At 72.9% G+C, this 14,537-nt stretch carries 15 protein-coding genes; 6 read left to right on the forward strand and 9 right to left on the reverse strand.

The window, feature by feature from the left end; all coding sequences use genetic code 11:
* Positions 1–103: 103 nt before the first annotated feature.
* Positions 104–865, forward strand: a complete 762-nt coding sequence (locus AB0J24_RS24415; protein WP_358685259.1) for a 5'/3'-nucleotidase SurE — start codon at positions 104–106, stop codon at positions 863–865.
* A gap of 68 nt (positions 866–933) precedes the next feature.
* Complete coding sequence (locus AB0J24_RS24420; protein ID WP_358685262.1) at positions 934–1,887, forward strand: PfkB family carbohydrate kinase; 954 nt, start codon at positions 934–936, stop codon at positions 1,885–1,887.
* Between the two features lie 12 nt (positions 1,888–1,899).
* Here AB0J24_RS24420 and AB0J24_RS24425 read toward each other — a convergent pair whose 3' ends face one another.
* The 3 genes from AB0J24_RS24425 to AB0J24_RS24435 all read right to left on the reverse strand — a co-directional run bounded on the left by AB0J24_RS24425 (position 1,900) and on the right by AB0J24_RS24435 (position 3,803).
* Positions 1,900–2,607, reverse strand: coding sequence for a TetR/AcrR family transcriptional regulator (locus AB0J24_RS24425; RefSeq protein WP_358685264.1), 708 nt, complete (start codon positions 2,605–2,607; stop codon positions 1,900–1,902).
* A 90-nt stretch (positions 2,608–2,697) separates the two neighbouring features.
* A complete protein-coding gene (locus AB0J24_RS24430; RefSeq protein WP_358685266.1) occupies positions 2,698–3,036 on the reverse strand; it encodes a nuclear transport factor 2 family protein in 339 nt (112 codons plus the stop codon).
* Between the two features lie 11 nt (positions 3,037–3,047).
* The gene (locus AB0J24_RS24435) at positions 3,048–3,803 is read right to left on the reverse strand and encodes an SDR family oxidoreductase (RefSeq protein WP_358685269.1); all 756 of its coding nucleotides are present in this window, start codon (positions 3,801–3,803) and stop codon (positions 3,048–3,050) included.
* A 158-nt stretch (positions 3,804–3,961) separates the two neighbouring features.
* Here AB0J24_RS24435 and AB0J24_RS24440 point away from each other — a divergent pair, with 158 nt between their 5' ends.
* The 3 genes from AB0J24_RS24440 to AB0J24_RS24450 all read left to right on the forward strand — a co-directional run bounded on the left by AB0J24_RS24440 (position 3,962) and on the right by AB0J24_RS24450 (position 6,364).
* Positions 3,962–4,378 carry a DUF4260 family protein gene (locus AB0J24_RS24440; protein WP_358685271.1) on the forward strand — a complete coding sequence of 139 codons (417 nt, stop codon included), beginning with the start codon at positions 3,962–3,964 and terminating at the stop codon, positions 4,376–4,378.
* Between the two features lie 271 nt (positions 4,379–4,649).
* Entirely contained in the window at positions 4,650–5,153 is a 504-nt protein-coding gene (locus AB0J24_RS24445; RefSeq protein ID WP_358685273.1) for a MarR family transcriptional regulator, read from the forward strand.
* Positions 5,153–6,364, forward strand: a complete 1,212-nt coding sequence (locus AB0J24_RS24450; RefSeq protein ID WP_358685275.1) for an MFS transporter — start codon at positions 5,153–5,155, stop codon at positions 6,362–6,364. Before AB0J24_RS24445 ends, AB0J24_RS24450 begins: the two co-directional genes overlap by 1 nt.
* A 76-nt stretch (positions 6,365–6,440) precedes the next feature.
* On the opposite strand, the gene AB0J24_RS24455 is transcribed toward AB0J24_RS24450, so the two are convergent.
* From AB0J24_RS24455 to iolC, 6 genes are all read right to left on the reverse strand, one after another.
* Complete coding sequence (locus tag AB0J24_RS24455) at positions 6,441–7,187, reverse strand: hypothetical protein (RefSeq protein ID WP_358685277.1); 747 nt, start codon at positions 7,185–7,187, stop codon at positions 6,441–6,443.
* A 106-nt stretch (positions 7,188–7,293) separates the two neighbouring features.
* On the reverse strand, positions 7,294–8,823 hold the full coding sequence (locus AB0J24_RS24460) for a CoA-acylating methylmalonate-semialdehyde dehydrogenase (RefSeq protein ID WP_358685279.1): 1,530 nt from the start codon (positions 8,821–8,823) through the stop codon (positions 7,294–7,296).
* Between the two features lie 9 nt (positions 8,824–8,832).
* Complete coding sequence (gene iolD / locus AB0J24_RS24465; RefSeq protein ID WP_358685281.1) at positions 8,833–10,827, reverse strand: 3D-(3,5/4)-trihydroxycyclohexane-1,2-dione acylhydrolase (decyclizing); 1,995 nt, start codon at positions 10,825–10,827, stop codon at positions 8,833–8,835.
* On the reverse strand, positions 10,827–11,690 hold the full coding sequence (gene iolB, locus AB0J24_RS24470) for a 5-deoxy-glucuronate isomerase (RefSeq protein WP_358685284.1): 864 nt from the start codon (positions 11,688–11,690) through the stop codon (positions 10,827–10,829). The genes iolD and iolB overlap by 1 nt, the downstream gene beginning before the upstream one ends.
* Positions 11,687–12,610, reverse strand: coding sequence for a deoxyribose-phosphate aldolase (locus AB0J24_RS24475; protein ID WP_358685287.1), 924 nt, complete (start codon positions 12,608–12,610; stop codon positions 11,687–11,689). The genes iolB and AB0J24_RS24475 overlap by 4 nt, the downstream gene beginning before the upstream one ends.
* Complete coding sequence (iolC, locus tag AB0J24_RS24480; RefSeq protein ID WP_358685290.1) at positions 12,607–13,566, reverse strand: 5-dehydro-2-deoxygluconokinase; 960 nt, start codon at positions 13,564–13,566, stop codon at positions 12,607–12,609. The genes AB0J24_RS24475 and iolC overlap by 4 nt, the downstream gene beginning before the upstream one ends.
* A gap of 121 nt (positions 13,567–13,687) precedes the next feature.
* On the opposite strand from iolC, the gene AB0J24_RS24485 reads away from it, so the two are divergent.
* A complete protein-coding gene (locus tag AB0J24_RS24485; RefSeq protein ID WP_358685293.1) occupies positions 13,688–14,443 on the forward strand; it encodes a GntR family transcriptional regulator in 756 nt (251 codons plus the stop codon).
* The last annotated feature ends 94 nt before the right edge of the window (positions 14,444–14,537 follow it).

A 14,537-nucleotide genomic window follows, 5' to 3' on the forward strand; every position in this document is an offset into this window, starting at 1 on the left:
GTTCACGGTTCGGCACCGCGCCGCGTCCGGCTGCCCGCCGGGGCGGACCCTGCGTTCCTGACGCCCGCGTGTCGGCGTCGCCCGCCCCGGGTACCCGGGGCCGGTGAAGCCAGGTCTGCGCGCTCTCGTGACCAACGACGACGGCATCGACTCACCCGGTCCGGCGGTGCTCGCGGAGGCGGCGGGGGCGGCCGGGTTGGACGTCGTCGTCGCCGTGCCCGATCGCCAGTACTCCGGGGCGTCGGCCGCGCTGACCGCGGTGCAGGAGCACGGCCGCACGGTGACCGAACCGCGCCCTCCGGTCGGCGGCGCACCCGCGTACGCGGTGCACGCCGCGCCGGCCCACATCGTGGTGGCCGCGGCGCACGGCTGGCTCGACCCGCCGCCCGACCTGGTGCTGTCCGGGGTCAACCGGGGCGCCAACGTGGGCCGTGCCGTGCTGCACTCAGGCACCGTGGGGGCCGCGCTGACCGCGGGTCTGTACGGCGGCCGGGGGCTGGCGGTCTCGCTGGACGTCGCCCTCGACTCCGACCGGCCCGAGCACTGGGACGCGGTGTCCCCGCACCTGCCGTCGGTGCTGCGGATGCTGTGCGCCGGCCCGGCGGGGACGACGCTCTCGCTGAACGTGCCGGACCGGCCCGCCGCCGAGCACCGGGAGCTGCGTACGGCCCCGCTCGACCCGCGCGGCTCGGTGCAGACGGTCGTCGCGGAGACCGGGAACGAGGGCCTGCTGCTGCGCGAGGTCGGCACCGACGCGCCCCCGGAACCGGGCAGCGACCGCGCCCTGCTCGCCGCCGGGCACCCGACGCTGACCGCGCTCGCCGGCGTCCGTGAGACGTCCGTCCCGGCCTGGGGCGACCGGTGAGCGGCGAGGGCCGGAACGCTCCGGACGGTGTCGTGGCAGGGGCCGCGGGAGATGTCGTGGGAGGTGTCGTGGGAGGTGTCACCGTGTTCGCCCCGTCGCCGATCGTCACGGTGACCGTCGAGGACCGGGCCGGTTCCCCCGAGCTGCACGTGCACGCCGGCGGGCAGGGGGTCTGGCAGGCCCGCATGCTGACCTCGCTGGGCATCCCCGTGCTGTTGTGCGCGGCGCTCGGCGGCGAGACCGGCAGGCTGCTGGAGAAGCTGGTCGCGGTGGACGGTGTCGAGCTGCGCACCGTCACGGCGGCCGCCCGCAACGGTGGCTACGTGCACGATCGGCGTGACGGTGCCGAGCGGGTGGAGATCGCGCACGAGCAGGCGGCGCCGCTGGACCGGCACGAGCTCGACGGCCTCTACGAGCTGACCCTCACGGCGGGGCTGGAGTCCGGGACGGTGCTGCTGTCCGGGCCGCAGTCGGCGTCGGTGGTGCCCGCGTCGCTGTACCGCAGGCTCGCGCACGATCTGCGCGCGAACGGCGTCCGGGTGGCCGCCGACCTGTCGGGGGAGCTGCTTGAGGCCGTCCTGGAGTCCGGTGTGGACCTGCTGAAGGTGTCCGACGCCGAGCTGGTCGAACACGACCGGGCCCGCTCGGGCGACGTCGACGACCTCGTGCAGGCGGTGTACGAGCTGCACGCCGGTGGTGCGCGCCGGGTGGTGGTGAGCCGGGCCGAGGAACCGGCACTCGCCTACGACGGTGAGCAGCTCCTCACCGTCACCCCGCCGCCGGTCGGGGCGGCCGATCCGCGCGGCGCCGGGGACTCGCAGACCGCCGGGATGACCGCCCGGCTCGCCGAGGACGCGGACTGGGAGACGCTGCTGCGGACCGGCGCGGCGTGCGGGGCGCTGAACGTGGTCCGGCACGGCCTGGGAACCGGCAGCGCCGCGACCGTCGAGGTCCTCACCGAGCGGGTGGTGCTCGCCCCGCTGGACCGGTCCTCGCCAGGCGCGCCGTCGCACCGTCGGTGAGCCGCCCCGCGATCACCCCGCCAGATCGCGGACGACCGCGGCCAGCCACTTCTTCAGCAGCACGGTCTCCGGGGCGTCCAGGGCGGGGTTGTCGTCGGGCAGGCTCGCCAGGACGGTCGCGGCGGCATCGCCGAGGGAACGTTCCGTGGTCGGCCGTGGCCCGGGCCTGCCCCCGGTGACGGCGTCCAGGGTGGCTTCGCGGACGTCCACCGACAGGGCCGGATCGGGTTCGCCGGTGATCTGGTGCAGGGTGACGCCGACGTTCGCGGCGAGTACGTGGTCCGCTGCGCGCTCCGGGGTGGTGACGAGCCGGCCGCGTCGCCCCGCCTCCCGGGTCAGGTCCAGCAGGAGCTTGGTCGTCCGGTCCTGCGCCGCCGGCCGCCTGCCGGGCGTGACCTGGCCGTACATGAGTGCGTAGAAGCCGGGGTGGGCGAGCCCGAAGGCGACGTGCGCGTCCCACCCGTCGCGGATGTCCTGGATCGGGTCGCCCGTGGGCTCCCGGGACTCCTTGAGCGCCACGTACTGCTCGAAGCCGTGTTCGACGACGGCGTCGAGCAGGCCTTCCTTGCTGCCGAAGAAGTGGTACAGGGTCGGCAACCGGACCCCGGCGGCGTCGCAGATCGCCCGCAACGGCACCGGCTCGCCGGGAGACGCGGCGATGAGATCGGCAGCGGCCCGAAGCAGCCGGTCCCGCGTGTTGCCGCCACGCCCGTCAACCACCCTGTCACTGTACGTGGTCCCGGCCGGGCGGCCGACCCGCCGGACGCGTGGCCGGGCGCGCGGACCCTCGCCCGCGCACCCGGCCACCGCTCAGCCCTCGCGGATGGTCATGGACGCGATCCGTGAACCGTCGAGCTGGAAGGTGAAGCTGCTGCGCCCGTTGGCGTGCGTGCTCCGCCAGTCCCCGACGACGGTCACCGCTCCGTCGGCCGCGCGGACCTCCTCCGGTGTCAGGACGCCTCGCGAGCCGATGAACTCCCGGTCGCTCCAGGCCGCGATCTCGTCGCGACCGGTGAACGTACGCCCCCAGTCGTCGACGACGCCGCCGTCGATGAACGCGTCCAGGAAGCCCTCCCGGTCGTGCCGGTTCACCGTCGCGACGAACGCCGCGACGACCGGGTCGTCGATCGTCGTTCCCGTGGTGCTCATGGTCGCTCCCCTCAGCGGGTGGTGTACCCGCCGTTGGCGAAGATGGTCTGGCCGGTGATCCACCAGCCGTCGGTGGCGAGGAACCGGACGATGGGCGCGATGTCCTCGATCCGGGTCAGCTGGTTGCCCATCGCCATCGACTTGTGGAACTCGACCCGCTCCGGGGTCTCCTGCGGGTAGAAGAACGGTGTGTCCATCGGGCCGGGGCCGACCGCGGTGACCGAGATGCCACGGTCCGCGAACTCCTTCGCCGCGGCCCGGGTGAAGTGCTCCACCGGGGACTTTCCGCCTGCGTAGGTGGAATACCCGTCGGTGAACGCCGCGAGCAGCGACGTCACGATGGTGATCACCTTCCCGTTGTCGGCGAGCCGCAGGCCCGCCTCCTTGATGAAGAAGTACGCAGCCTTCGCGTTGATGTCGAACATCGAGTCGTACTCGGACTCGCTGGTCTCGACGATCGGCTTGCGGAGCACCTTGCCGACCGTGTTGACCGCGACGTCGATCCGCCCGATGGCGGCCTCGGCGTCGGCGAACAACCGCTCGACGTTCGCCGGGACCGTGAGGTCCCCGCTCAGCACCACACCGCTGCGCCCGGCGGCCTCGACCGCCTTCAGCGTGTCCTCGGCCTCCCCGCGCGAGGACTCCGAGTTGTAGTGGATCGCCACGTTCGCCCCGGCCTCCGCGGCCTGGCGGCTGATCAGTCCGCCGAGGTTCTTCCCGCCGGCGGCGACCAGCACGTTCTTGTCCTGCAGCGTGTGCACGGTCATGAGTCCTCCTATATCGACTGACTACGCCACCATAACAAAGATATAGAACGGTTGCGAGCCGACATCGACGGCGAGTGGGGTCGTGCACGTCAGGGGCCGGATCGGCCGTTCACGGCGAAAGCGTTGCTCTCGGGGCGCGCTGGTGCTGGGCTCGTCCGATGAACCCGGTCCGGATCTGCTGGGCGCTGGCGGCCGTCCTGCTGTTCGCCTTCGTCGTGTTCGAGGGCGTGAAGTACGGCGCGGTGGCGGTCACCGTGGTGGTCGTCTTCGGCCTGCTGCCGGACGTCTCGCTGATCGGGGCCTTCCGGGAGCGCGGGCTGCTGCGCCCCGAGCGGGTCCGGTTCTACAACCTGATGCACCGGCCGTGGATCGCGGTGGTGCTCATGACGGTCGGCGCGACGGTCCCGCTGCCGCCGCTGGGCCTCGGCCTGCGCGGCGGGCTGGAGATCTTCCTCGCCGGGCTCGCCTGGCTCACCCACATCGCGGTGGACCGGGCTGCCGGGTTCGGCCTGCGCGAACCGGACGGCCGGATCCGCCCGGTCGGCGTTCGCCCGGCGCCTGCTCCGCCCGAGTGAGCCCGGTTGCCGCTCCACCTGGGTGAGTCCCGGCTGCCGCTCCACCCGGGTGAGTCCCGGTTGCCGCTCCACCCGAGTGGGCCCCGGTTTGCCGCTCGGCCCGAGTGGACCGCTCGGCGGCGGCGACCGGGCACGGCGTGCGTCGCGCCGAACCTGCGGTGGCCGCTCCTCCGGCGGCGGGTTCGTCCACCTCGTCGATCCGCTGTGCGAGCGCTGTTATATGAGCGCTGTTGCATGAGCGCTGTTATGTTAGTGCTGTTACATTGGCGCTGTGGCATCCAGCGATCCGACCCGGACGCCGGGCCGGTTGGCACCGCTGCGGGCACTGCTAGCCGACCTGGACGCACAGATCGCGCAGGTCTACAAAGCACGTGGACTGCACCGGGTCCGTCCCCGCTACGCCTATCCGCTGATCCGCCTCGCGCACGCCGGCCCGTCCTCCGTACGGGAGCTCGCCGAGTCGCTGGGACACACCCACTCGGCGGTCAGCCAGACGCTGGCGGCTCTGCGGCGGGAGGGTCTCGTGACCTCCGAGCCGGGGCCGGACGCCCGGACCCGTCGGATCGCGCTCACCGAGCGGGGGCGTGCGCTCGTGCCCTTCCTGGAGGCGGAGTGGAGAGCGACCGAGGCGGCCGTCGCCGAACTCGACGACGAGTGCCTGCCCACCTCGCTCGGTGCCGCGGTGGAGGCGATGCGTACCGCCCTGGCCCGGCGCGGTCTGCAGGATCGGATCGCCGACCGACTCGGTGACCTGAGCCCCCCGCCTGCCGGCTGATGCGGACCGGACTGATCGACCTCCGGCCGCTGCGGACACCGGCCTTCCGTGCGGCCTGGATCGGCGGCACCGCGCACGGTTTCGGCCAGCAGGCCGCCGGGGTGGCGGTACTGCAGCAGACCTGGGACCTCACCCGCAGCCCGCTGTGGACCGGCGCGCTGGGTGTGGCCACCGCGGTGCCGCTGCTGCTGGTCGGTCCCGTGGGTGGCACCCTGGCCGACACCGTCGACCGGCGCCTGCTGATCCGGATCGCGTCCGGGGGACAGCTGCTCGTGGCGCTCGGGTTGGTCGCTCAGGTGGTTGCTGCCAGCGCGTCGATCGCGCTGCTGTTCGGGTTGGTCGGTCTGCTCGCCGCCGGCGCGGGTCTCGGGGCGCCGGCTCGCCGGACGTTGCCGGCGCGGCTGCTCCCCGCCGGCCAGGTGCCTGCCGGGATCGCCCTGACGACGGTCTCGTTCCAGGTCTCGATGCTGGCCGGCCCGGCCGTCGGCGGGGCACTGGTCGGGATCTGGTCAGCCGCAGCCGCGTACGGGCTGTTGGTCGCGGCGACGGCGGTGGCGTTGCTGACGACGATCCGGCTACCCGGCCAGCCCGTCGAGGCCGCCAGCACCGGGCGTCGCTCCGGATGGGGGATCCTGCTGCGCCGACCGACCCTGCGCGGCGCGTTCGCGACCGATCTCGCGGCCTGCCTGCTCGCCTTCCCCGTCTCGCTGTTCCCACTGGTCAACGAGCTGCTCCACGGTGGCGACCCGCGCGTGCTCGGGGGCATGCTCAGTGCGCTCGCCGTCGGCGGGCTGACCGCGGGACTGTTCTCCGGGGCCGGCACCCGCATCCGCCGGGCCGGGATGGTCCAGCTGGTCGCCGCCGCCACCTGGGGTCTGGCGGTCGCCGGTTTCGGCATGGCGGTGTCGTTGTGGATCGCGCTGGCCTGCCTGGTCGTCGCGGGAGCCGCGGACGCGCTGTCGGTGATCGCGCGTGGCTCGCTCGTCCAGATGGAGACCCCGGACACGTACCGGGGGCGGGTGTCGTCGGCCGAGCTGGTCGTCGGGATCGCCGGTCCGGAGCTGGGGAACCTCCGTGGTGGGGTGGTGGCTGCGCTGACCTCGGGGCCCTTCGCGCTGGTCAGCGGGGGGCTCGCGGCGACCGCCGTGATCGGCGGGGTGGCGCTGCGGAACCGGGCGCTGCGGGAGTACACGCTCCCTGCCCGTTCATGATCCCTGTCATGGGAGCGCAGCTCGTTCCGAGGAGCTCGGGGACTCCCAAGACGGGGATCATGAACGATTGCGAGGGTCAGCCGGGCATGCCGGGCATCATCGGCATCGCGGGGAGCACCGGCTGGGACGCGAACAGGTCGAGGTACATCCCGCCGGACACGAACAGTCCGAGCACCCCGAGCACCAGTCCGCCGAGGGCGACCGGGCGGACCCAGGGGGAGGTGCCCGGACGCTTCGCCGGACCGAGCAGCAGCACCGCGGTGATCACCACGGCGATCAGGGCGATCACGCCGTTGACGCCGGCCGCGACGTTCCACGGGGCACCGTAGAACGCGTCGATGGAGTCACCCGGCATGCCGGTCGCGGCCTCGATCTGCCCGACCAGCTCCTCCCGGGAGCGCAGCATGTCGGTCAGGGAGGTGCCGGTCAGGGACGCGAGCCCGAGGCCCGCACCGACCACGGCACCGGCACCCGCCGCCGCGCCACCGGGGGTGGTGGCGCCCCGGTCCGCGTCGCCGGACAGGTCTCCGGAGGCGGCCGCAACACCGCCCGAGCCCGAGCCCGAGCCACCCCCCGAGCCCGAGCTACCGCCCGAGCCCGAGCCGGCGCCCGAGCCCGAGCTACCGCCCGAGCCTGAGCCGGTGCCCGGCCCGGCCGGCACCGCGGCGGCCGGCGCCGCACCGGTCGTCTCAGCACCGGTCGTCTCAGCGCCGGCCGGGTCGGAGTCGGCGCCGGCAGCGCCCTCGGAGGTCGCGGCGCCCGTCGGGTCCGTGTCGTTCGCGACCGGAGCGGTCTCCGTGTCGTGGGTCGTCTCGGAAGCCATCCCGGCACGGTACGTCAGGCAACGACGCCCGCCTCGACCCCCCTCACCTCGGCAAACGAGCAGGCACATTCCGGTCACCCCGGCGGAGACCGGACCAACCGGCCGGTCAGGTGTTGCGGGGGAATCCGAGGTCGATTCCGGTGTGGGTGGGGTCGGGCCAGCGGGTGGTGACGACTTTGCCGCGGGTGTAGAAGTGGATGCCTTCGGTGCCGTGGGCGTGGGTGTCGCCGAACAGCGAGTTCTTCCAGCCGCCGAAGCTGTAGTAGGCCATGGGGACGGGGACGGGCACGTTGATGCCGATCATGCCGACCTCGACCTCGTTCTGGAAGCGGCGGGCGGCGGCGCCGCTGTTGGTGAACAGTGCGGTGCCGTTGCCGTAGGGGTTGGTGTTGATGAGTTCGACGGCTTCGGGGTAGGTGTCGACGCGGAGCACCGACAGGACGGGGCCGAAGATTTCGTCGGTGTAGACGGTCATGTCGGTGGTGACGTGGTCGAGCAGGGTGGGGCCGACGAAGAAGCCGCCGTCGGTGCCCGGGGCGGGATCGGCGTCGAACGTGGCGGTGCGGCCGTCGACGACGACGGTGGCGCCGGCGTGTTCACCGGCGTCGATGTAGCCGGTGACGCGGTCCTGCGCGGCGCGGGTGACCAGTGGGCCCATGTCGCAGGAGCGGCGTCCGTCGCCGGTGCGTAGTGCCCGGGCGCGTTGGGCGATCTTGTCGACGAGGGTGTCGGCGATGCCGCCGACGGCGATGAGCGCGGAGACGGCCATGCAGCGTTCGCCCGCGGAGCCGAATCCGGCGTTGACGGCCTGGTCGGCGGCGTGGTCGAGGTCGGCGTCAGGGAGGACGACCATGTGGTTCTTGGCGCCGCCGAGTGCTTGGACGCGTTTGCCGTGCGTGGTGGCGGTGGTGTGGATGTGGCGGGCGACGGGGGTGGAGCCGACGAAGCTGACGGCTGTCACGTCGGGGTGGGTGAGCAGGGTGTCGACGGCGGTGTGGTCGCCGTTGACGACGTTGAACACGCCGTCGGGCAGGCCGGCTTCGGCCCAGAGTTCGGCGAGCCACAGGGCCGCGGAGGGCACCTTCTCGGAGGGCTTGACGATGACGGTGTTGCCGGCGGCGATGGCCAGTGGGAAGAACCACAGGGGGACCATGGCGGGGAAGTTGAACGGGGTGATGATCGCGACGGGGCCGAGTGGTTGGCGGATCGAGTGGACGTCGACCCCGGTGGAGGCGTTCTCGGTGGCCGAGCCTTTGAGCAGGTGGGGTGCGCCGCAGGCGAACTCGACGACTTCCTGGCCGCGGGCGACCTCCCCGGCGGCGTCGGTGAGGACCTTGCCGTGTTCGGCGGTGATGAGTGCGGCCAGTTCGGGGGCCCGGTCGTTGAGCAGTTCGCGGAAGCGGAACAGGACCTGGGTGCGGCGGGTCAGGCTGGTGTCGCGCCAGGCGGGGAACGCGGCCGTGGCCGCCGCCACCGCGGCGGCGGTCTCCTGCGCCGAGGCCAGCGGCAGGCGGGCGGTGACCGCGCCGGTGGCCGGGTCGGTGACCTCGGAGAACCGGTCCGAGACCCCCTCCACGGGCTTCCCACCGACCCAATGGTGCAGCGTGCGGACGACGGGACCGGACGTGCTCGTCATGATTGCCTCTCAGCGGTGGTCGGGTCGGAGGAACGGGCGCTGCGTGGCCTTGTTCTGCTCGTAGGACGTGCGTGCGGTGCGGGTGGTGGCGAGCTCGCTGACCTCGGCGACCGGCACGTCCCACCATGCCCCGGAGTCCGGGGACCCGGTCAGTGGGTCGGTCTCGACGTGGATCACCGTGCTGTCGTCGGCCGCTTTCGCCGTCCGGATCGCGGCCGCGAGCTCCTCCGCGGACGCGGCGCGCAGCACCCGCACCCCGAAGCTCGCGGCGTTCGCGGCCAGGTCGATCGGGAGCCGGTCGCCGTCCAACCGGCCGGTCGGCGCGGAGCGGTACCGGTACTGCGTGCCGAACCGCTGGGAGCCCAGCGACTCCGACAGCGCGCCGATCGAGGCGAACCCGTGGTTCTGCACCAGCACCGTGATGATCTTGATGCCCTCCTGGACGGCGGTCGCCAGCTCGGTCGCCATCATCAGGTACGACCCGTCGCCGACCAGTACGAAGACGTCCCGGTCCGGGCACGCCATCCGGACCCCGAGGCCACCGGCGACCTCGTAGCCCATGCAGCTGTAGCCGTACTCGACGTGGTAACCCTTCGGCTCGCGCACCCGCCACAGCTTGTGCAGGTCACCGGGCATCGAGCCGGCCGCGCACACCACGACGTCCCGCGGGTCGGACAGCTCGTTGACCAGCCCGATCACCTCGCCCTGACTCAGCAGTCCGTCCGCGCGAGGCGCGGGGGCGACGGTCGCGTCCACCCGCGCCGTCCACTCGGCCCCGGCCCGGGTGTACTCCTCCCGGTACGCCTGCGGCACCCGGTAACCGCGCAGCATCACGGTGAGCTCGCGCAGCGTCTCCCGGGCGTCGGCGACCACCGCGACACCGGAGTGTTTCACCGAGTCGATCGGTGCGAGGTTGATGTTGACGAACCGGACGTCCGGGTTCCGGAACAGCGTGCGGCTCGCCGTGGTGAAGTCCGACCAGCGGGTACCGACGCCGATGACGACGTCGGCGTCCCGGGCGGCGGCGTTGGCCGCGGTCGTGCCGGTGGCGCCGATCGCGCCGAGACACTGCGGGTGGTCGTCCAGCAACGTTCCCTTCCCCGCCTGCGTCTGCCCGACCGGCACGCCGGTCCGTTCGCAGAACACCGCCAGCGCGTCCGTGGCGTCGCTGTAGTGCACACCGCCGCCGGCGACGACGAGCGGCCGTCGCGCACTCGACACGATCCCGGCTGCGCGTTCCAGCGCCCGCGACTCCGGGGCGGGCCGGGCCACGTACCAGACCCGGTCGTCGAACAGCTCCACCGGCCACTCGTGTGCCTGGACGCCGACGTCCTGCGGCAGGCACAGCGTCACCGCGCCGGTCGCCGCCGGGTCGGTCAGCACCCGCATCGCCGACATCAGCGCGGCGGGCAGCTGCTCGGGCCGCCACACCCGGTCGAAGTACGCCGACACCGGGCGGAAGCAGTCGTTCACCGTCACGTCGCCCGCCCACGGCTGCTCCAGCTCCTGCAGCAGCGGTGACGCCGACCGGTCGGCGAAGGTGTCCGCAGGCAGCAGCAGCACGGGCAACCGGTTGATCGTGGCCAGGGCCGCGCCGGTGACCATGTTCGTCGCACCCGGCCCGACGCTGGTGGTCACGGCCCAGGTCTGCAGGCGGTCCCGCATCCGGGCGTAGGCGACCGCGGTGTGCACCATGGCCTGTTCGTTGCGGCCCAGCACGTAGGGCAGCGACGAGCGGCCCCCCCCGTCGGTCCAGGTCAGCTCGTCCTGCAGCAGCGCCTGGCCGAGGGCCGCGACGTTGCCGTGGCCGAAGATGCCGAAACAGCCCTCGATCAGGCGTCTGCGGGTTCCGTCGCGCTCGCTGTACTGGGCGGCGAGGAACCGCACGGTCGCCTGGGCGACGGTCAGCCGGACGGTGCCCTCCGGTGCTTCCGCCGGGTCGGTCGCCGTGGGGTCGGTCGCCGTGAGATCGGTCGCCGAGGGGTCCATCGCCGAGGGGTCCATCACTGCCCTCCGAGCCTGTGGTCGACCGCCTGCCCGGCCCACGTGTCGCGGATCCAGGCCTGGTCGGGGTGGTCGGTGATCCGCCAGGCGCGTTCCTCTCCCGGGCCGGCCATGACGTTGAGGTAGTACATGTCGTGCCCGGGTGCGGCCGCGCACGGTCCGTGCCAGCCCCAGGGCACCAGCACGGTGTCCCGGTCGCGCACCTCGACGGTCACGTCGATCTCGTGTCCGGGCGACGACGAGGTCCGGTGGAACCCGAGGCCGGGCTGCCCGCCGGGCCCCGGGGCGATCTCGAAGTAGTAGATCTCCTCGAGCTCGCATTCGTGCGGCCCGGACTCGTCGTGCTTGTGCGCCGGATAGCTCGACCAGTTCCCACCGGGGGTGATCACCTCGACGCAGATCGCCGACGCCGCCTCGAACACGCCGGCCGCGCCGAAGTTGCGCACCTGGCGGGACGCCTGGCCGGCACCCCGCAGCTCCACCGGCACGTCCGCGGCCGGCCCGTAGCGGAACGGCAGCTCGCGTTCGGTGCGGGCGGTGCACAGGGCGAAGCGTCCCCCGGCGGCCGAGGCGATCGTGACCGTGGACCGCACCGGCAGGTAGGAGAAGTCGGTCGGGCCCTCGAACACGGTGGCCCGACCGTGCAGGGTGTGCGTCTGCTCGCCCAGCGTGACGGTCGCCGAACCGGACAGCGGCACGACGAACATCTCCTCGTCACCGGTGTCGAGGGACCGGTGGCCACCGGCGGGCAGGTTCAGGATCCGCAGTCCGGAGTGCTCCCACCCGGCAGATCCGGGGGTGACCAGGAGCTCGTAGCCCTCGGCGGGCGCGCCACCGGCGGGGATCACGTAGCGGTCGTTCACGGGACGTGCACCTCCTGCGGCCGCACCAGCGACACCGCGGTGTCGACGGCGGCGGCGACGTCGTCGTCCTCGGGGAAGAGCAGTGCCCGCCCGACGATCAGCCCGCGGACCGCGGGCAGCTCCAGGGCGGCCTTCCAGGCGGCGTAGGTCTCCTCGGGATGTGCGGTCGGATCGCCGCCGAGCAGCAGGGTCGGCATCGTGGTCGCCGCCATCACCCGCTCCATCTGCTCCACCACCGGCAGTTTCAGCCAGGTGTAGGCGCTCGCCCCGCCCAGGCCCTGTCCGATGTGGATGGACCGGATGACGGCGTCGGGGGAGAGGTCGTTGCAGACCCGCCCGTCGATCCGGCGGGACAGGAACGGCTCCACCATGCACACCAGGCCGGCCCGGTTCGCCTCGGTGGCGACCCGGGCGCACAGCTCCAGCGTGCGGACCGATCCGGGATCGTCGGGGTCGATCCGGGTCAGCGTCTTGATCGCGTCGAACCCGGCGTCGACGGTGTCGCGGACGGCGTACCCGGTGTGCCGGTCGTCCAGCTCGAACACGGCCCCCTGGATGCCGCCCCGGTTCATCGACGACACGACGACCTTGCCCTCCAGGGCGCCGAGCAGCAGAAGGTCCTCCAGGATGTCGGCGGTGCCGAGCACGCCGTCGACACCGGGCCGGGACAGTGCCGTGACCAGCCTGTGGAGCAGCTCGGCCCGGTTCGCCATGGCATCGGGGCGGCCGCGGGCCGCGAGCGAGCCGCGCGCCGGGTGGTCGGCGGCGACGATCATCAGCCGGCCGTCGGGCGGGACGAAGGGGCGGCGGCGGCGGGAGGCGAGCAGCGCCGGGATCCGTTCGGGGGTGAAGGCGCGGATCTCGCGGATCTCGGCCTGGGACGTCGCGAACCCGTGGCCGGCCGGGAGGGTGCCGGTCATCGCTGCTCGTTCGGGTCGCCGCCGCCGAGCAGGATGTCGATCTCGGCTGCGGTGGGCATCGCGGTCGAGCACTCCAGCCGGGAGGCGACGATCGCACCCGCGGCGTTCGCCCGGGTGAGCACCGTCTCCAGCGGCCACCCGGCGAGCAACCCGTGCGCGAGCGACCCGCCGAACCCGTCACCCGCACCCAGGCCGTTGCACGGCGTGATCGGGATCGGAGGGGAGACGATGCGCTCGTGACGTGTCCTGGCCAGCACGCCGTCCGGGCCGCGCTTGACGATCGCGACCTGGACCCCCGCGTCGAGCAGGGCGTCGGCGGCGCGGTCCGGGTCGGTCTCGCCGACCGCGATCTCGCACTCCTCGCGGTTCCCGACCGCCACCGTGACCTGCCCGAGCACCTTCCGGACCTGTTCGGTGGCCGCGGCCGGGGAGTCCCAGAACATCGGCCGGTAGTCCAGGTCGAGCACGGTGTGGCCACCGGCGCGGGCGGCGAGGGCCTCGTGGTGCGCCGAGCGGGACGGTTCCTGGGACAGCCCCGACACCGACAACCACAGCAGCTCCGCCCCGGCGATCGCCTCGCGGTCCAGGTCACCGGGGGAGACCTGCAGGTCGGGAGCAGTGGGGCGGCGGTAGAAGTAGAGCGGGAACTCGTCCGGCGGGAAGATCTCGCAGAACGTGACCGGCGTCGGGTGCTCGACGTCGGTGACGACGTGCCGGTCGTCGACGCCGAGCCGGTTCAGCTCGCGGCGGACGTAGCGGCCGAACGGGTCGTCGCCGACCCCGGTGATGATCGCGGTGCGCCTGCCCAGCCGGGCTGCGGCGACCGCGACGTTGGCGGTGGTGCCGCCGAGGAACTTCCCGAAGGACGTCACGTCCTCCAGACCCACGCCGATCTGCAGCGGATAGATGTCCACCCCGGCGCGGCCGAAGGTCAGGATCTCGGCTGGAGGGCTCATGGTCCTCTTCCTGTGGGGCAGGGGTGCGGGTCTTCCGTGAACGGTAGGGGACCCGGCAGGGACAGGCAAGACTTTGTCCAGACATAAAGACAATTGCACTTTTCCGGGGTACGCTGTGCGCATGGCCACCCGTACCGACGCCGTGCAGGTCGACGTCCGGCTCGACCGAGCGAGCCCGGTGCCGCTCTACCACCAGCTCGCGCAGGCGATCGAGTCCGCGATCGAATCGGGTGCGCTGCAGCCGGGCGACCGGTTGGAGAACGAGCTCTCGCTGACCCAGCGGCTCGGGCTGGCCCGGCCGACCGCCCGGCAGGCGATCCAGGAACTGGTGCGAAAGGGGCTGCTGGTCCGGCGGCGGGGGCTCGGCACCCAGGTCGTGCGACCGGCCATCCACCGCGACGTGCGGCTGAGCAGCCTGCACGACGACCTCACGGCCTCCGGGCGGGTGCCGGAGACCACGGTGCTGGCCCACGAGAACTGCACCCCGGCCACGGCGGGGGTGCCCGCCCTGACCGAGATGCTGGCGCCCGACGAGCCGCTGCAGCGGGTGCAGCGGCTGCGCAGCGCCGACGGTGAGCCCCTCGCGATCATGACCAACTTCCTGCCCGTCCGGTTCGAGCTCGGCGACGGGAAGCTCGCCGGGCGCGGGCTCTACACACTGCTGCGGGAACAGGGGGCGCAGATCGCGATCGCGCACCAGACCATCGGTGCGCGCCTGGCCGAGCCCGACGAGGCGGTGCTGCTGGGGCAGGCCCCGCCGCTGGCCTGCGTGACCGCCGAGCTGGTCGTCTACGACGACGCGGGTGAACTCGTCGAGGTCGGGCGCCATCTCTACCGCTCCGACCGGTACACGGTGCAGACCTCGCTGGTCGTCTGAGCCTGAATCCACCGATAGTTCGGGCTGTGTCGGCGTGGTGACGGGAAGAGGGTGCTCCTGAGCAGGACGATTGCGGTTCTCACGCCAGCAACGT

Source organism: Pseudonocardia sp. NPDC049635, from assembly GCF_040659795.1.
Taxonomy (GTDB): Bacteria; Actinomycetota; Actinomycetes; order Mycobacteriales; family Pseudonocardiaceae; genus Pseudonocardia.